Consider the following 17,788-nt stretch of genomic DNA (forward strand, 5'->3'; position numbering starts at 1 on the left):
TTGTAATCTATCAACTTTTGTACTAGTATTTAGTATAGATATAGAAACTAGATTTTTCCATGGAAATGAAATTCTGCTGAATTTGATGACGTAGATTATTTGGAAGTATACGTATGAAGGGGTTTTACAGTTATGAAGAAAACGTTCGGAAACGGAAGATTTAAATTAATCGATGTATTGCTTACAACAATTATAGTATTTTTAGCAATGACAGCCATTCTGCTAGTTTTTTCAAAAGGAAGTTCTGACAATCAATTAAAATCTGCCCAAAGTCCATCATCTGACAAAGATGCGGTTGTTGTGGACAAGTCAGACTCCAAATACGATGGTATTAAAATCGTTACTGAAACCTCAAATGACCCATTAGGAAAATATGCAGTTCAATATCCACAAAGTAAAAATGAAGACTTTAATGATAATGTGCTAACGTATATCAAACAAGCGAAGAAAAGCTATTTCGAAGCGATCCGTAATGTGAAAATAGAAGATAACAAAAGAAAAAGCGAACTGAACATTTCTTATGAAACGCATGTTGATAAGAAAGGGAACTATTCCTTTGTATTGATGAATAACCAGTCTCTTCAAGGAAGTAAACGTCTTTCAGAAATTGAGTCATTCCACTTAAATTCAAAAACAGGCGAGCAGCTTAATATACAAACTGTTTTCAAGGAAGACCCAAGTACGTTGCAAAAAATGACAGAGCGAGTCAGAAATACTATCCAGCAAACAGACAAATTAAACGATGGATTGATTAGCGACAAAATGCAAGTCCGTACGGAGCCAGAATGGAAAAACTATGAAAATTATGCGATTACTGAAAAGTCCATGGTATTCTATTTCGAACGTGGCTCATTGAAAAATGGGAAGGCTGGACCTCAGATTGTAAAAATTCCCATTGACGAAATGAATGACTTGTTAAAACCGGAATTTCAAGTAGCTGCAGCACCACAAACTGGAAGCGATAAAGTGGACAAACCTGGTTCTTCTAGTAAAGAGAATCCTGAGAATGTAAAAGATAAGGAAAATAGCTCTAAAAATGATGGAACGAAAGATGATCAGCAAGCAGGGGGAGAAACTGCTCCACCTCAATCAGAAGCACCGCATGAAAAGAGAATCGCACTTACATTCGATGATGGTCCAGATCCTAAAACTACAATTCAAATACTGGATACGTTAAAAAAGTATGATGCGAAAGCAACGTTTTTCATGCTGGGAAGTCGCGTAGAATATTATCCTGAGACGGCTAAAGCTGTGAAAGCAGCAGGTCATGAAATCGGAAATCATTCTTGGAATCACCCCGATTTAAGTAAAATGCCATTACCAAAGGCATTAGAGGAGATTAATCGTACCACTGCCATCATCCAAAAAGTGACTGGGGAGAAGCCGACTGTTTTCCGACCTCCATATGGTGCTTATACGGAGCAGTTGACCAAGCAAACCATCCCACCTATCACATTATGGAATGTGGACACGCTAGATTGGAAGTATCGAGATGCTAATAAGCTGCTAGAAGAAGTGAAAAAGACGACTAATGATGGAAGCACCGTTTTAATGCACGACATCCATCAGTCAACAGCGGACGGATTGGATAGTGTCATGGCTTATTTACAAAGCCAGGGATATAAATTTGTCCCTGTTTCTGAATTACACAAATGAAAAAAGAACGTACAGAGGAATTCTAAATCCCTGTACGTTCTTTTTTTATATGATGATTTTAGTAAAACGCTTAGTTGACGAGCACATCTTCCATAGAGATATCAAGTGCTTTCGCAACACCTTCACCATAAGCTGGATCCGCGTAATGACAGTGTTTGATGTGTCTGATTTTAATTTCTTTTGGTGCATCGCCCATATTGTCCGCTGTATTACTGAATAGCAGTTGTTTTTGTTCATCATCCATAAGATTGAAGAGTTTTCCTGGTTGTGTGAAGTAATCATCATCATCTTCACGGAAATTCCAGTGATCTGCAGCACCGTGCAATTTCAATGGAGGTTCTCTGAAATCAGGTTGTTCTTGCCACTCACCTACACTGTTTGGCTCGTATGAAGTTCTGCTACCATGATTGCCATCTACACGCATTTGGCCGTCACGATGGAAACTGTGGAACGGACATTTTGGCGCATTCACTGGAATTTGGTGATGATTGACACCTAGACGGTAACGCTGTGCATCGCCATAAGAGAAAAGACGCGCTTGCAACATTTTGTCTGGTGAAAAGCTGATTCCTGGAACGACTGCAGCTGGAGTGAAGGCTGCTTGTTCGACTTCTGCAAAGTAGTTCTCTGGATTTCTGTTTAGTTCAAACTCACCTACTTCAATAAGAGGGAAGTCGCCTTTGTACCAAACTTTTGTTAAGTCAAACGGATTGTAAGGCATATTTGCTGCTTCTTCTTCAGTCATCACTTGAACGTACATTTTCCATTTCGGGAAATCGCCATTGTCGATACTGAGAAGTAAATCGCGCTGATGGCTTTCACGATCTGTTGCGATTGTTTTGCTAGCTTCCTCATCTGTTAGGCTTTCAATTCCTTGTTGTGAGCGGAAATGGAATTTCACATAGTAACGCTCGTTGTCTGGGCTAATGAAGCTATAGGTATGGCTTCCAAAACCGTGCATATGACGATATGTGCGTGGGATTCCACGTTCACTCATCAAAATTGTGATTTGATGAAGTGCTTCCGGTAGTGACGTCCAGAAATCCCAATTGTTTGTCGCGCTTCTTAAGTTAGTGCGTGGATCACGCTTAACCGCGTGATTCAAATCTGGAAATTGAAGTGGATCTCTAAAGAAGAAGACAGGCGTGTTATTTCCGACCATATCCCAGTTTCCTTCTTCTGTGTAGAACTTCAATGAAAATCCGCGGATGTCACGTTCTGCGTCCGCTGCACCACGTTCACCTGCAACCGTTGAAAATCGTGCAAACATTTCGGTTTTCTTTCCGACTTCTGAGAAGATTTTTGCTTTTGTGTACTTCGTAATGTCATTCGTCACTGTAAAGGTACCATATGCACCTGATCCTTTTGCGTGCATGCGGCGTTCAGGAATGACTTCCCGATCGAAGTGAGCAAGCTTTTCAATGAGCCATACATCTTGAAGCAGTAGAGGACCTCTTGGACCTGCAGATATTGAATTCTGATTATCAACTACAGGAGCACCTGCAGCAGTTGTTAACTTATTTCGAGATCCATTCTCATTATTGTTCATGTGTATTCCTCCTATGTAAGGGTGTGTGAAACTGTAAGTTAACTATAGCAGAGGGTTTCTTAGATAGCTAGCATTTTGTTTAGAATTATTATCGTTAAGTAAAAGTTATTGTTAACAGATAGTTAGAGTTACAAGAATTCTATTTTTGGGTGATGATTTCTACGAAAACAGTACCTTGTGACAACATTTCAACATTAGACCCTGAAAACCCCCTGAAGTTTTGAGCTTTGTAACAGATCATACGCTAATTGCTCACAAACTATTTTGGCGTTTAATTTATAATGGAGACAGATTGAGATTGAGGGGAGAGGTAGAGATGGAAGAGGTTTTACTTTCACGAATCCAGTTCGCATCGACAACATTATTTCACTTTATATTTGTCCCGTTGTCTATCGGATTGGCGCTGATCATAGCGATCATGCAAACGCTCTACGTTGTTAAAAAGAAAGAGATTTATATGAAAATGACAAAGTTTTGGAGTGTGTTCTTCCTCATAAACTTTGCAATTGGAGTCGTAACAGGAATTTTCCAGGAATTCCAATTCGGGATGAACTGGTCGACATATTCCAGATTCGTAGGAGATATTTTTGGAGCTCCATTGGCTGTTGAAGCTTTACTAGCATTTTTCTTGGAGTCTACATTTATAGGGATTTGGATCTTTGGAGCTCAAAAGCTGTCTAAGAAACTTCACCTAGCTTCTATATGGCTTGTTTCTATTGGAACAATTATGTCTGCATTCTGGATTCTTGCAGCGAACTCGTTCATGCAAAATCCTGTAGGCTACGTATTACAGAACGGCCGTGCAGAAATGAACGACATTGTCGCACTTCTTACAAACGAAAAACTTTGGGTAGCATTCCCACATACGATTTTCGGAAGTATTGCAACGGGTGCATTCTTCGTTGTCGGAGTTAGCGCATTCTATCTTGTTAAGAAGCGTCAAGTAGATTTCTTTAAGAAGTCTATCGGAATCGGTTTGCTCGTTGGTCTTGTAGGTGGATTAGGTCTTGCGTTCACTGGTCACTCTCAAGCTCAGTATTTAATGCATGCGCAGCCAATGAAAATGGCGGCTGCTGAAGGACTTTGGCAAGATAGTGGAGATCCGGCAGCATGGACATTAATAGCAAATATTGATTCGGAAAATCGTGTAACGACAGGTCGAATCGAAATACCTTACTTATTGAGTTATCTAACGTACAATGAGTTCTCTGGTAAAGTATTGGGAATGGAAAGTCTAGAAAAACAAATGATTGAGAAGTATGGAGAGGGAGATTACATTCCTCCAGTGAAAACAACATTCTGGAGTTTCCGCATCATGGCGGGAACAGGTGGAGCACTCGTTGTTACGAGTATTCTTGGTTTGTTCCTATTGTTCCGCAAAAAAATCGCTTCAACAACTTGGTATTTGAAAGTGATGATTCCAGTCATTTTCCTACCGTTCATCGGGAATTCGTTCGGTTGGATCATGTCAGAAATCGGCCGTCAACCATGGGTCGTCAATGGTCTCATGAAGACTGCAGATGGAGTGTCACCTAACGTTTCAGCGGGACAGATTTTGTTCTCACTGATTTCATTCTCAACAATCTATGCGATCCTCGGGATCATTATGGTTATATTATTTGTGAAGGTCATTCAACGCGGACCTGAAGAGCGTAAGCAAAAAGACGTATCCGTTACAGATCCGTTTAATGTAGGAGGCGTGTCTAATGGCTCTAAGTGAGTTATGGTTTGTGCTAATCGCTGTATTGTTCATAGGGTTTATATTTCTAGAAGGATTTGACTTCGGTGTGGGAATGAGTTTAAAGTTCCTTGCTAAAAATGAAACGGATAAAAAAATGTTGATTCATACGATTGGGCCTGTCTGGGATGCTAACGAAGTTTGGCTGATCACTGCGGGTGGAGCAATGTTTGCGGCGTTTCCTCATTGGTATGCAACGGTTTTCAGCGGGTATTACTTACCGTTTGTCGTGTTGCTAATGGCACTGATCGCCCGTGGGGTTGCGTTTGAATTCAGAGAGAAAATCGAATCGGACAAATGGGTGAAAACGTGGGATTGGGCAATCTTTGCGGGTAGTATTCTACCACCTTTCCTATTAGGTGTCTTATTCTCAAGTATGCTGAAAGGTATGCCTGTAGATGCAGATATGAACATCTACGCTAGTTTCACTGATTTCGTCAATGTCTACACTGTGGTAGGCGGAGTTGCATTTGTGCTTCTCTCTTATTTACACGGATTGCTATTCGTAACATTGAAAACAGAAGGATCCCTTCGTACACGTGCAAAAGAAGCTGCACTTACGATCTATTGGGCAACAGGCGTCGTGATGATTGCGTTTGTTGCGTTAACAGCTGTATACACGGAAGCATTCGCGGACAGAGGACCGATTCTGATTCCACTGTTTGCAGTAGTCTTCGTATTATATGCGTTCCTTCATCGTTTAATTGCCAAAGGACGCGAGGCATTCAGTTTCACAATTACAGGGATTACTCTCATTGCGGTGATGGCTTCGTTCTTCATAGGACTGTTCCCGAACGTAATGATCAGCTCACTTGATTCTGCATACAACATGACTATCCGGGCAGCAGCATCTGGTGATTATTCGTTGAAATTAATGACGTTCGTTGCGCTTACAATGGTACCAATTGTTATTGCGTATACAATTTGGAGTTACTATGTATTCCGTAAACGGATTACGGAAGATGTGGAGCATCTAGAACATTGATGGACCGACATCTTCTTCGGTATAACGGCAGCAAGAAAACCTTTGCGCTTGTCGGGATTTTGACAGTCTTTCAAGCGGCTTTCATCATCCTACAAGCCCTCTCCTTGTCTTCAGCCATTACCCGGATGTTTCACGGGCTAGAATGGAAGGGAACCGTTATATCGCTTGCCGTGTTTTTTGTTGCTCATGCGATTCGTCATTCCCTCCAATGGGGGAAAGAACGAGTTGCACTTAAGTTTGCGGATGATATTGCTCGCTCTTACCAAGACCAGCTCGCTGAAGCGCTTTTACGGGATGGGACAGGAATGGTAGCAAGACAAGGCTCAGGCTCGTTGTTGACCCTTACCTTAGAAGGTGTCCCGAAATTCCGTAAATACGTGGAACTGTTCATACCGAGATCGTTATCGATGGGAATCATTCCAGTTGTAATTTTGCTATATATTGTCACGTCTGATTTAATGTCTGGCGTGACCCTTTTCCTTGTGATGCCAATTTTGATTGTCTTTCTAATTTTAATCGGAATTGTATCGAAGAAAAAGATTGATGACCAAATGGGGACGTACCGTCAACTCTCGAGACACTTTGCGGACTCCATTCAAGGGATTGAAACACTTAAGTTTCTAGGTCGTAGTAAATCTCATGAGAAAGCAATTGAAGAAGTGAGTGACAAATACCGAGTTGCAACGAATCGCTCGTTAAGCTATGCATTTCTGTCTTCGTTCTCACTAGATTTCTTTTCAAGTCTTTCTGTTGCGTTAGTTGCAGTTGAACTTGGATTGAGACTAATCAACGGGGGAATTGGACTTGAAGCAGCACTTGTGATTCTAATTTTAGCACCTGAATACTTTTTACCGGTCCGTGATTTGGGCGCTGATTTCCATGCAACGATGGATGGAAAAGATGCTGCTGATGAAATCCGTGCATTGCTTGCTGAATCAGAAGCAAACGTTCAACAGGATGCTGTTATCGTTCCTATTGTTACAAAAACAAGCAGCTTTTCAGCGATCTCCATTGGAAAACTAGGAGATCATGATATCGAAATTACAAAAGATGTACAGTTTTCTGCGACTGGTGCACAAAAAATCGGAATTATCGGTGCTTCAGGGGCTGGTAAGTCTACATTGATTGACTTGTTGGCTGGCTTCACCTCTCCAACTAGTGGTGAATTTAAAATCGGAGAACAGTCTGTAGATTCGCTTGCTTCAGATTCCTGGCGCAAACAAGTGACGTACATTCCACAACACCCGACGATTTTCTCAGATACTCTTGCAAATAACATTCGTTTTTATCATCCAGAAGCAAGTGACGACACGGTTTTTAAAGCCGCACAAGCAGCAGGACTGGAACAACTGGTCGGTGAACTGTCGAATGGCTATGAAGAGATGATTGGTCAAGGTGGACGACCACTTTCCGGAGGGGAAGAACAACGTGTTGCGATTGCCCGTGCATTGTTAGAGGATACCTCAGTCTTGTTGTTGGATGAACCGACAGCCCATTTAGATATCGAAACAGAACACGAAATCAAACAATTGCTACTCCCGATACTTGAAGAACGTCTCGTGTTCTTTGCAACACATCGTTTGCACTGGATGAAAGAGATGGACTGGATTCTTGTCATGGAAGATGGACATATTGCTGAACAAGGAACTCACGAAGAACTGTCTGCTCAAGACGGAGTCTACAGCAAATTAGCACGTGCACAGCGGGAAGGGATGGTGCTATGAACTACGTCAAAAGCTTCGTTACTCCATATATGAGTAAGTATTGGAAGTTAATGTCGGTTGCTGTTCTATTAGGCATTTGCGCATCCTTATCTGCTGCTCTTCTAATTTTTGCGTCGGGGTACTTGATTTCCGCTGCTTCTGAACGTCCAGAAACCATTTTGCTTGTGTACGTTCCAATTGTCTTAGTCCGTGCGTTTGGTTTATCTCGTGCAGCATTCAGTTATGCTGAACGGATGACAGGGCATAACGCCGTATTGAAAGTGTTATCTGAAATGCGCGTGCGCCTATACCGTGCATTAGAACCACAAGCGTTGTTCATCCGCTCACGTTTTAAGCGGGGCGACTTGCTAGGGACATTGGCGGATGATATCGAGCATTTACAAGACGTTTACATCCGTACGCTATTCCCGACGATAAGTGGATTGTTCATATTTGTATTTGCAACCGTATCCGTGTCTGTTTTTGATTGGAAATTCGGTTTGTTCATCGGACTCTGTTTGAGTGTGATTGCTTTCGTCTATCCGATGTTGTCATTAGTGATGATGAAAAAACACCAACAGAAATCGAAACAACAACATACGAAGTTGTATCATACACTTGGTGATGCCGTTTACGGAATTCGCGATTGGCTCATCAGTAGCAGAACCTCGGATTTCCTTAGTAAATTCAAGGCAGAGCGCAATGATAGTTATGAAACAGACAAAGAACTTGCAAAACGGGACCAGAATAGAACATTCCAACTGCATCTGATTTCTGGTGTCATTACAATGATTGTAGGAGTATGGGCAGGAATGCAGGCTATAGAAGGTACTATTTTGCCAACCTATATTGCAGCATTTACGCTGGTTACGCTCCCAATTATTGAATCGTTAATTCCGATTTCACATGCTGTGGAACGAATTCCTGCTTACAAAGAATCGTTTGCTCGTATCCAACACACGGAAGATACAGCCCTTTCGGTATTCAAGTCATCTGTAACAGTGGATGAAATTCCGTCAACTGTAGATATCCTAGTAGAAGGCGTGTCATATGCATACGAGTCGGAAAAAAGACAAGCCCTGAAACAAGCCACCCTTGAGATTAAACAAGGGGAAAAAGTGGCGATTCTTGGTAAAAGTGGTGCAGGTAAATCGACGTTTGTTCAGCTTTTATTAGGTGCGTTGAAGCCAGATGAAGGGACGATTCAGATAAACGGTAGATCACCAGAACAATATGGTGAAAATATTCATCACATCGTGAGTGTGTTAAACCAAAAACCTTATTTATTTGGCACGACGATAGAAAATAATATTCGTCTTGGGAATCCTTCTGCTACAACGGAGGAAGTTGAACGGGTTATTCGTCAGGTCGGTTTAGAGGACTATCTCAACAAACTACCTGATGGCCTTCAAACGCAAACGGAAGAAGCTGGCCGCCGATTCTCAGGAGGTGAGAGGCAGCGTATTGCGCTCGCCCGTATTTTGTTAAATCACACTCCTGTTGTCATTGTGGATGAGCCGGCAGTCGGACTTGACCCAGAAACAGAACGTGACCTCATTCAGACGATGATAGAAAGTCTGAAAGGGAAAACTGTCATCTGGATTACCCATCATTTGATGGGGATGGAACTGATGGACAACATTGTGTTTTTAGAAGCTGGAGAAATATCGGATGAAGGAACACACAACGAACTACTTGAAAGTTCAGCTCGCTATCGGCGTCTTGTTGAGCTGGACCGTGGGATCTAAATTCGATTAGTCATAAATGCGTCCTAAGGGAATATATAGTAAACAGAAAAGACTATGACGAATGTGGTTTACAACTACATTTGTCATAGTTTTTTTCTTGTTTTTTGAGAATTACTTAGTTTTGTTTGAGGAATGACGATATACAAGAAGAGGATATAAAAACGTCCATAATAGATCTGTGTGAACTCTATTATGAAAGATAGGAGACCACCATGAGGACAACAAAAAAGCCGCTAGCATTGATCATCTTATCATTAGTATTCGTTGTGACCGTGCTTTTTCTTGTAAATGAATATAAGAGTGAGAGAACTGAAACTTCCGAAGCGGTTTACAAAGAGACAGGGGAATTGTTGGACGATGTTGCTGACGAAGCGAATCGTTTTGGGAACGAACGAGTTGGGGAACTCGAGCTCATTGCGAAATACATAGCTATCATTGCGGATGATAAAGAAGAATTGCAATCATTTTTAAAGCAACAAAATAGTAAAATGCCATTTTTAGCAGGGCTTGGGTTCATATCTCCGGATGGAGAAATCATGGCGGCTGACGGTTCGCGTTTTTCAGTGAAAGAGCGTGAAGCGTTTGACCGCGCGATGTCAGGACATATCACAACGAGTGAGTTATTTAATTTTGAACAAAATCCTGATCTTCAGGTAACCGCAATTTCAGTGCCTGTAAACAAAGACGGTAAAGTCATCGGTGTGCTCTCAGGTGTTATTAGTATGACTGACATTATCCATCGTCTCGTGAGCGATACGTCCTTACTCGGAACGGTCTATTTAATAAAAAACGAGCAGGTCGTCTATACATCTGGGGATGAAATTTCGGAAGCGGACTCCATTCACAAGAGTCAACGAATTTTGGACGGAATTCCAAATGCACCGTCTGGTGTAGTGGTGGAAGATGAGAAATCAGCACATTACCTTTTTTACAAAATGGCTTGGAATGATTGGATAACCGCGGTCGATTCTGCCGGACATCCTGATATGGAAAAGATGTCAGCGAAGCGATGGCATTATACATTCATTGCATGTTTGGTTTTGATAATGTCGATTGGAAGTTATCTTTATATTTTAAAGTTGGAGAAAAGACAACGACGTGCTGCCCGTCAAGATGTCCTTACCCAATTAGGCAACTTGGTGAAATTAGAAGAAGACGTCAATTACTTCCAGCAGGAAAAACAGGAGTCTAGCACTATCATTCTTTTAAACCTACTTGAATTCAAAAATATTAACAACTGGGCTGGGTACGAGAGCGGTAACCAAATCCTAATGAAAGTAGGGAAGAGGCTTTCTGATGGGCTAGTTGAAAGGCATACGACTTATCGAATCGGAGGAGGAGAGTTCGCGGTGTTGCTCCCTGGAAACAGAACGAGGAAGCAAGCCGAAGAAATAACGGCTAACTTGTGTGATCTTATCCAAAGACCTTTCGAAAGTGTGAACCATGAAACCATACGTTTGAAGGTTTACGCAGGTATTCGGAACGTAGATGTCGACTCAAAAGGAAAAGCTACTCAATTCATTAACGATGTCGTATTTGCTTGTCAAGAGGCACGACGTTTGACAGAAACACCGTACGCCTATTTTACTGACAAACTGGAACAACTCGATAGTGAGCGGAAATTATTCGTAAAGGAACTCTCTGACGCATTAAATCGAGGAGAATTCAAACTCGTTTACCAGCCGATTTTTAGTTTTAAGGACGATAAGTTCGTAAGCTTCGAGTCGTTACTCCGCTGGGATTCAGCTGAATTCGGTATGGTGAGCCCATTAGAGTTCATTCCACTACTGGAAGAGTCGGGGATGATCTTGGAAGTTGGGGATTGGATTATTCAAGAGGCGGCATTACAGGTTAGGAAATGGCGGAGTGAAGGGTTTTCTGAGCTTTACGTCACAGTGAATGTTTCCGTGAAACAGCTTCTAGATGAATCCTTTATCTCACGAGTACAGGATATCTTGTTAGAAACAAAAGCATCGCCGGATAGTCTGGTATTCGAAATTACCGAATCGGTTGTTGTTGAAGATAGTGAAAAAGCGCTACAAACTGTTACAAAGTTGAACGATCTTGGAATTAGCACAGCGTTAGATGATTTCGGTACGGGGTATTCTTCATTGGCGATTCTAAGCCTACTACCGTTTCAATATTTGAAAGTGGATCGTTCATTTTTGGATGACTTAGACAGTACTGATTCGCAAGCTGCATCGGTTTTGAGAGGAATAGTTTCAATTGCTTCGGGGCTAGGTCAAGTGACCATCATGGAAGGAGTGGAAACGAAAGAGCAGCTGGATGTGTTAAAAGAAATCGGAGCAGATCGTATCCAAGGCTACTATTTCAGTAAACCAGTTCCACCCAACCAAGCATTCAAACTTCTTTGAACAACATAAAAACACTCCGTGCTTAGCGGGGTGTTTTGTCTTTTGCATCGTTGACTCTGAAAATGAAGGATAACCACAGGCCGTTGATCTCCGTTCCGGACGGGCGCTTTCCGGGGGCTTGCCCTCAGCCTCCTCATCGCTTCGAATGCAAAGATGTGCTCCCAACGTTGCACTTATGCTCGCAAAAGCCGTTCTTCGTTACGGCTTTTCCTGCGGGGTCTTCAAAACACGTGCTCCTAACGCTTCGCTTTTACTCGCAAAAGCTGTTCTTCGTGACAGCTTTCGCTGATCCCCAGGAGTCGCCGTCCTGCACTTCAATCAACTGAATGTCCTATGACACATTCACATCATTCAAGCAAAGAATGCAATTGGAGATCTCCGTGTCCAGCTGGCAAGACTAACTAGATGTAGCGTAAGATTTGGAACACCGATATGAAATCAAAGAAGTCTATAGAAATGTAAGGAGACAGTTGAACGCGTCTTTGTCGATGCCAAGGAAAAGCATAGTATGCGATGGACAACCCTAAGAGATTTAGTGTATTGGATGATTGACATTATTTTGAGTGCAACAGGACCTAAGCTAGGACTCCTAGATAGGGGATATAGATTTGTAATTAATGGATAAATGAAGGTGAAACAAATGCTGCCTCTAATCTACGAATAAGATGGTCTTAAGGATCTAACTGTTCGATCGTAAGCATTTCCATCACATCATTTGATAGTTGGGAGATACTGTTGATTGTAGCGGAGAGCGGCGACTCCGGAGGGATCAGCGAAGCTCGAAGACCCTGGACTGAGCAAAGCGAGGGAAGCGACTGAGAGCAAGCCCCTCGGAAAGCGTCCGCTCGCAGCGGAAATCAACTTTTCATAGTTGATTCTATTGTAAAAGAAAAAGACTGTAGGCAATCCCAGTGTGTACTGGAGTTTGTCTACAGTCTGATCATTCCGCACTTAGCGGAGTGTTTAAAACGGCCAACCGAACAAATAGCCGAGTGTTATGCATATAATACCTGAAGCAGTTGTGCCGAGTGAGGAGAACAGCATATATCGTTTTACAGCCATGCCACTCATTCCTGAAAAGCAACAAACAAAATGACGCATTCCTGGAACGAAAAAGCCTAACGTCACTGTCCAGGAACCATAGCGGCCGAACCATCGTTCTATTCGTAGCACCCGTTTTTCGGACAGACCGACCCATTTACCGAACCGCTCAACAATTGGACGTCCCACTTGTTTTCCGATTGTATAGGTTACAAGAGTTCCGATGAACACACCCAAAATTGCAATAGCCATAGCTCCTAAAAAATTGAACAGTCCAGCAGAAGACAAGTATCCTGTAAAGACGATTAAGAACTCATCTGGCATTGGTAAACCGAATATTCCAAGCGCTAGAAATAGAAAAACTGCAAAATACCCGTAATGGGTAACGAAATCTTGAAAAACACTCACTTACATCCCTCTTTTGTCACTTCTTTGATGTTCACGTTCGTGGTAGCCATTGACCGATTGGGTCTCCAACATGGATTGCACCTTTTTCTTGAATTGTAGCAGAGAAATGGGAGTCACCTGCGACAAACAAAAGAATCGTTGAGCCGAAAGAGAAATACCCGAAATCCTCTCCTTTTTTAGCTTCTTTTGAAGAAGAGTAGAGCTGTACGGAGTTTACATTGAGTGCGCCTACTTTGACAAGGGCTATCTTGTCATAAGTTGTTGCAAGCTCGGTTATCAATCTATAGTTTGTTTCAAACGGTTTGTCTCCGTATGTGAGTCCCATTGTATTAACAGGATATGATTTATTTCCAAGAGCGTAGCGGTTAATGACTGTACCATCCGCAGGGTAATGAAAGTGATGATAATCTGCTGGGGATAAGTAGAATACAAAGTACCAACCATTTTTATAAGCAGATGCACTCTTCTCATTCATGAATATTTCATTTATACTGTATGTATGACCTTTAATTGTAAATTGGTGTCCTTCTTCCACACGTCCGTACGAACTTAGCTGTCCGTCAGAAGGGGAGATAAGAATTTCAGGCGACTCATTGAAAGGTCGTGCTCCGGATTTTAGATTGCGAGTGAAAAATGCTTGCAGGCTGTCATAGTGTTCTCTCGGATATTCCATAATGGACTCATCGATTTTATAGGCTTTTGAGTACGTCTTAATAAGAGGTTTGCTTAGACGTGAGGCTGACAAGTGACGAAGAATCCCAGAAGAAATTGGATTTCCAGTCAATTCCACTAATGATTTAAGAAGTTTCTTTTTCAATACAATCACCATCTTTAACTAGTATTTATTATAAGGAGGTTTGATATGTTTTCATTTAGATATATTGATTATACTAAAGTGAAGGCCCAACTGGCGAATGCAATTACTTTAGTCAATTTAAGTTTCGGAGTTATTGCTATTATACTAATTTCGCAAGACTTGTCACACATGAGTTTGGTATTTATTTTTTTAGCAGCTTTATTCGATCGTTTTGACGGTATGACTGCTCGTCACTTCCATACAGAATCTGCTTTTGGTAAAGAATTAGATTCGTTAAGTGATATTATATCGTTTGGCATCGCACCAGCGGTCCTTATCTACCATACAGCTTTATCTGGAATGCTTTGGGTAGGGCTCGCAGCGACGATTATCTATATTGCTTGTGGGGCGGTTCGATTGGCCCGGTACAATGTTGAAGAGTTCGACGGAGTATTCCGTGGCGTTCCAATTACAGCAGCAGGTGTTATTTTAACTGCATTATATTTCGCAGTTCCATATGTGGCAGCACCGTATCTTGTCATTGCAATGCTCGTTCTTTCTTGGGCGATGGTCAGCAACTTTAAAATTTCTAAAGTATAATAGCCGACCTCTTCACTTAGCTGCTATTCACATAGTTGAGTGAAGAGGTTATTAAATTGAAGAATGATTTGGTCCGTGTTATAATTTTATTTCGTTAAAAATGGAGGCGTACCCAAGAGGCTGAAGGGGGCTGACTCGAAATCAGCTAGGGCGTGCAAGCGCCGCGGGAGTTCAAATCTTCTCGCCTCCGCCATACATACATTGAACCGTCTTTGCAACTATGCGAGACGGTTTTATTTTGTCTTGGAGTTCACATTTAGAAGTGTCCCCATGTTCGTTCCATTCTCCTTACCAATCTGCTATTCTTAGAGTAGACAATCAACGGAAAGGAATGATTGAAATGGCAGGACCAGCTTTAAAACAACTACATTCTCACCGAGCTATTCACGAAGGTGGACTATCTGGTGCAATCGGAAAAACGGAGATGCTGATTGACTTCCTTCAAGAAGGGGATCAGAAAAATGCAGAACGAGCGGCCAATGATTTAGTGGATTACTGGAAGACTCGAGTAATCAGTCATGCGGATGCAGAAGAGGATGGGTTTTATCAAGAAATCGTTACCGAAAATCCTACGATGGAAAAATCAGTTACACAGCTAACACGTGATCATGATTTGATAAGAATCATCGTTGCGGACATAGAAGTGCTTAGAGAGACGGAAGGGATTAGTCCGAGCGTCCTACAAAAGTTTTATGCGTTATTGGTTGTGAACGAAATCCATAGTCGTGAAGAAGAACGTCTGTTATTTACAGAATCACCTTCAAAAGACGCTTGAAACGTATAGAATTTTCTTGCATGTCTTCGCGCAAAGAGACGAATTCCGATGAAAGGAGGACACTAAATGATGCAACAAGCACTTGCCGTGCTCGCTGAAAAATTCGGGTATACATCATTCCGCACAGGACAAGAGCAAGTCATCCAGCATGTTATGGGTGGACAGGACGCTCTGTGTGTCATGCCAACGGGTGGCGGTAAATCATTGTGCTACCAAGTTCCGGCAATGTTATTAGATGGAACGGTCCTCGTCATATCCCCACTCATTTCCCTTATGAAAGATCAGGTAGACGCACTGTGGCAGCTTGGGATTCCTGCTGCATACATAAACAGTACACTATCATCTGAGGAATATTTCGGTATTCTTGAAAACGCGATTGCAGGACAGTATCGGCTCCTCTATATTGCGCCCGAGCGATTAGAGTCCGAATCATTTATGAGAGAACTAAGTCGCATGAGCGTGCCGATGATTGCAATTGATGAAGCGCACTGTATTTCGCAATGGGGTCATGATTTCAGACCGAGCTATAGGAATATTACTCGCGTATTGAACTGTTTTGATGAAAAACCGGTCTTGCTTGCTTTAACCGCGACAGCAACGCCGAACGTTCGGGAAGACATCCGAGTGCAACTTGGAATTCCGCAAGAACAGACGGTGATGACAGGGTTCGAGCGGTCAAACCTGGTGTTTACGGTTGTAAAAGGGCAAAATCGTGAGAAGTTCATCAAAGAGTTTGCAAGTAAAAATAAAGGCGAGGCTGGAATTGTTTACGCGGCAACCCGAAAAGCAGTCGAGAGTATTTATGAGCTGCTGAACCGCTCTGGATTTGAAGTGGCGAAGTATCATGGAGGCATGTCAGATACCGAACGTCATCACGAACAAGAACGTTTTTTAAATGATGAAGCGACGGTGATGGTCGCAACAAATGCGTTTGGAATGGGAATTGATAAGTCGAATATTCGATACGTCATTCATTATCAAATGCCGAAGAATATGGAAAGCTATTATCAAGAAGCAGGACGCGCAGGGCGCGACGGACTCGATAGTGAATGTGTGCTCCTTTTCGCATCACAAGATATTCAGACGCAACGCTTTCTAATCGACCAATCACCTGATCCTTCTAGAATTCCAGCAGAACTCGAAAAGTTGCAAGGGATGATTGACTATTGTCATACGGAAAATTGTTTGCAGCAATACATTGTGACATACTTCGGTGAAAAAGATGCTCCGAAATGTGGAAGATGTGCTAATTGCACAGATACACGTGAGCAGATGGACGTTACGCTGGAAGCCCAAAAAGTGCTGTCATGTGTCATTCGAATGGGACAACGTTTTGGTAAGACGATGATTGCTCAAGTTTTGACAGGGTCGAGGAACAAAAAATTGCTGGACTTTAAGTTTCATGAACTGACCACATATGGGTTACTGAAAGAAAAGAATGCGAAGGAAGTTTCCGATTTTATCGAGTTTCTGATTTCAGCGAACTGTTTACAAGTCGAAAACGGACAGTTCCCTACGATTCGGGTGGCAGAGCGTGGAAAAGAAGTCTTGCTTGGCAATGATAAGATTATGCGCAAAGGTTCATTTGTCTCAAAAGTACTTACAGAAAACGATCCATTGTTTGAACAGCTTCGACAACTGAGACGTCAGCTTGCTCAAGAAGCGGGAGTTCCACCATTTGTTGTATTCTCGGACAAGACTTTGAAGGATATGGCGATGAAGAAACCGGCAACGTCTGCTGAGTTTTTAGATGTTGTGGGCGTTGGACAAACGAAGCTCGAGATTTATGGAGAGGCGTTCATCGAAGAGATTCAATCTTTTCAACTCCAGGAGATTTGACAATTTACTTACGCAAACAAATATACAAAACAAAAAACATGCTAGATAAGCATGTTTTTTTGTTTTGTTCTCCGTTATTCTTCGTGACTTACTTGCCATTCGATACCGAATTGATCTTTTACTTTACCGTAGCATTTACTGAAAAAGGTCTCCTGTAACTCCATGGACACGTAACCATCCTGTTTGAGCTTTTTAAACGAGGAAGTAAGTTCATCCGTATCATCACTTACGAATGCTAAGCTGATGTTATTACCAACTACAACTGGTGATCCTGGAAATGTGTCTGAGAACATGATCACGTCATTTTTTATTGTAAGACGTGTATGCATAATGAGATCTTTAGCATCTTCAGGTAAAGGATATTCGGGATTTTGAGGTGAGTCACCAAATGTCATAAACTCCGGTTTTTCCGTATTAAAAACGTCTGCATAGAATTCCACTGCTTGGCGGCAATTTCCGTTAAATGTTACATATACATTAATCCCGATAGGAACCACTCCATTCTAATTGTATCAGACAAGTCTGTCTGCTTATCATATCATGTCTGCTATTTGAAAGGTATTAGGAATGAACAG

The 17,788-nt window shown here is 42.0% G+C and carries 13 protein-coding genes and 1 tRNA gene; 10 read left to right on the forward strand and 4 right to left on the reverse strand.

Translation table 11 applies throughout. The features are described from left to right. Nucleotides 1-132 precede the first annotated feature (132 nt). Nucleotides 133-1,656 carry a polysaccharide deacetylase family protein gene (locus tag ACR65F_RS09575; protein WP_039043987.1) on the forward strand — a complete coding sequence of 508 codons (1,524 nt, stop codon included), beginning with the start codon at nucleotides 133-135 and terminating at the stop codon, nucleotides 1,654-1,656. Between the two features lie 70 nt (nucleotides 1,657-1,726). Here the strand turns inward: ACR65F_RS09575 and ACR65F_RS09580 are convergent, their stop codons facing one another. Then, on the reverse strand, nucleotides 1,727-3,205 hold the full coding sequence (locus ACR65F_RS09580; protein WP_039043988.1) for a catalase: 1,479 nt from the start codon (nucleotides 3,203-3,205) through the stop codon (nucleotides 1,727-1,729). Nucleotides 3,206-3,521: 316 nt separating this feature from the next. Between ACR65F_RS09580 and ACR65F_RS09585 the strand changes: the two genes are divergently transcribed. The 5 genes from ACR65F_RS09585 (at nucleotide 3,522) to ACR65F_RS09605 (ending at nucleotide 11,754) form a co-directional block, all read left to right on the forward strand. Beyond that, a complete protein-coding gene (locus ACR65F_RS09585; RefSeq protein WP_440504262.1) occupies nucleotides 3,522-4,925 on the forward strand; it encodes a cytochrome ubiquinol oxidase subunit I in 1,404 nt (467 codons plus the stop codon). Beyond that, the gene (gene cydB, locus ACR65F_RS09590; protein WP_440504263.1) at nucleotides 4,912-5,928 is read left to right on the forward strand and encodes a cytochrome d ubiquinol oxidase subunit II; all 1,017 of its coding nucleotides are present in this window, start codon (nucleotides 4,912-4,914) and stop codon (nucleotides 5,926-5,928) included. Before ACR65F_RS09585 ends, cydB begins: the two co-directional genes overlap by 14 nt. Further along, nucleotides 5,928-7,652: a thiol reductant ABC exporter subunit CydD gene (cydD, locus tag ACR65F_RS09595; RefSeq protein ID WP_440504264.1), complete on the forward strand. Its 1,725-nt coding sequence runs from the start codon at nucleotides 5,928-5,930 to the stop codon at nucleotides 7,650-7,652. Before cydB ends, cydD begins: the two co-directional genes overlap by 1 nt. After that, complete coding sequence (gene cydC, locus ACR65F_RS09600; RefSeq protein ID WP_440504265.1) at nucleotides 7,649-9,379, forward strand: thiol reductant ABC exporter subunit CydC; 1,731 nt, start codon at nucleotides 7,649-7,651, stop codon at nucleotides 9,377-9,379. Before cydD ends, cydC begins: the two co-directional genes overlap by 4 nt. 212 nt (nucleotides 9,380-9,591) lie before the next feature. Next, on the forward strand, nucleotides 9,592-11,754 hold the full coding sequence (locus tag ACR65F_RS09605; RefSeq protein ID WP_440504266.1) for a bifunctional diguanylate cyclase/phosphodiesterase: 2,163 nt from the start codon (nucleotides 9,592-9,594) through the stop codon (nucleotides 11,752-11,754). Between the two features lie 963 nt (nucleotides 11,755-12,717). On the opposite strand, the gene ACR65F_RS09610 is transcribed toward ACR65F_RS09605, so the two are convergent. Both ACR65F_RS09610 and asd read right to left on the reverse strand, forming a co-directional pair. Continuing rightward, the gene (locus ACR65F_RS09610) at nucleotides 12,718-13,203 is read right to left on the reverse strand and encodes a DedA family protein (RefSeq protein ID WP_039044408.1); all 486 of its coding nucleotides are present in this window, start codon (nucleotides 13,201-13,203) and stop codon (nucleotides 12,718-12,720) included. A gap of 31 nt (nucleotides 13,204-13,234) precedes the next feature. Beyond that, on the reverse strand, nucleotides 13,235-14,020 hold the full coding sequence (gene asd / locus ACR65F_RS09615; protein WP_440504267.1) for an archaetidylserine decarboxylase: 786 nt from the start codon (nucleotides 14,018-14,020) through the stop codon (nucleotides 13,235-13,237). Between the two features lie 45 nt (nucleotides 14,021-14,065). Between asd and pssA the strand changes: the two genes are divergently transcribed. The 4 genes from pssA (at nucleotide 14,066) to recQ (ending at nucleotide 17,213) form a co-directional block, all read left to right on the forward strand. Continuing rightward, nucleotides 14,066-14,599: a CDP-diacylglycerol--serine O-phosphatidyltransferase gene (gene pssA, locus ACR65F_RS09620; protein WP_039044410.1), complete on the forward strand. Its 534-nt coding sequence runs from the start codon at nucleotides 14,066-14,068 to the stop codon at nucleotides 14,597-14,599. Nucleotides 14,600-14,701: 102 nt separating this feature from the next. Then, a tRNA-Ser gene (locus ACR65F_RS09625) sits at nucleotides 14,702-14,792 on the forward strand. Nucleotides 14,793-14,837: 45 nt separating this feature from the next. Then, the gene (locus ACR65F_RS09630; protein ID WP_440504268.1) at nucleotides 14,838-15,374 is read left to right on the forward strand and encodes a hemerythrin domain-containing protein; all 537 of its coding nucleotides are present in this window, start codon (nucleotides 14,838-14,840) and stop codon (nucleotides 15,372-15,374) included. Nucleotides 15,375-15,440: 66 nt separating this feature from the next. Then, a complete protein-coding gene (recQ, locus tag ACR65F_RS09635) occupies nucleotides 15,441-17,213 on the forward strand; it encodes a DNA helicase RecQ (protein WP_039044412.1) in 1,773 nt (590 codons plus the stop codon). A 74-nt stretch (nucleotides 17,214-17,287) separates the two neighbouring features. Here recQ and ACR65F_RS09640 read toward each other — a convergent pair whose 3' ends face one another. Further along, the gene (locus ACR65F_RS09640; RefSeq protein ID WP_440504356.1) at nucleotides 17,288-17,701 is read right to left on the reverse strand and encodes a VOC family protein; all 414 of its coding nucleotides are present in this window, start codon (nucleotides 17,699-17,701) and stop codon (nucleotides 17,288-17,290) included. Nucleotides 17,702-17,788: the final 87 nt, after the last annotated feature.

This window comes from Sporosarcina sp. SAFN-010, from assembly GCF_059415065.1.

Excerpts from the sequence above, each read along its gene's own strand:
- ACR65F_RS09575 (WP_039043987.1), top strand. The coding sequence starts at position 133 with ATGAAGAAAACGTTCGGAAACGGAAGATTTAAATTAATCGATGTATTG.
- ACR65F_RS09580 (WP_039043988.1), bottom strand. The coding sequence starts at position 3,205 with ATGAACAATAATGAGAATGGATCTCGAAATAAGTTAACAACTGCTGCA.
- ACR65F_RS09585 (WP_440504262.1), top strand. The coding sequence starts at position 3,522 with ATGGAAGAGGTTTTACTTTCACGAATCCAGTTCGCATCGACAACATTA.
- cydB (WP_440504263.1), top strand. The coding sequence starts at position 4,912 with ATGGCTCTAAGTGAGTTATGGTTTGTGCTAATCGCTGTATTGTTCATA.
- cydD (WP_440504264.1), top strand. The coding sequence starts at position 5,928 with ATGGACCGACATCTTCTTCGGTATAACGGCAGCAAGAAAACCTTTGCG.
- cydC (WP_440504265.1), top strand. The coding sequence starts at position 7,649 with ATGAACTACGTCAAAAGCTTCGTTACTCCATATATGAGTAAGTATTGG.
- ACR65F_RS09605 (WP_440504266.1), top strand. The coding sequence starts at position 9,592 with ATGAGGACAACAAAAAAGCCGCTAGCATTGATCATCTTATCATTAGTA.
- pssA (WP_039044410.1), top strand. The coding sequence starts at position 14,066 with ATGTTTTCATTTAGATATATTGATTATACTAAAGTGAAGGCCCAACTG.
- recQ (WP_039044412.1), top strand. The coding sequence starts at position 15,441 with ATGATGCAACAAGCACTTGCCGTGCTCGCTGAAAAATTCGGGTATACA.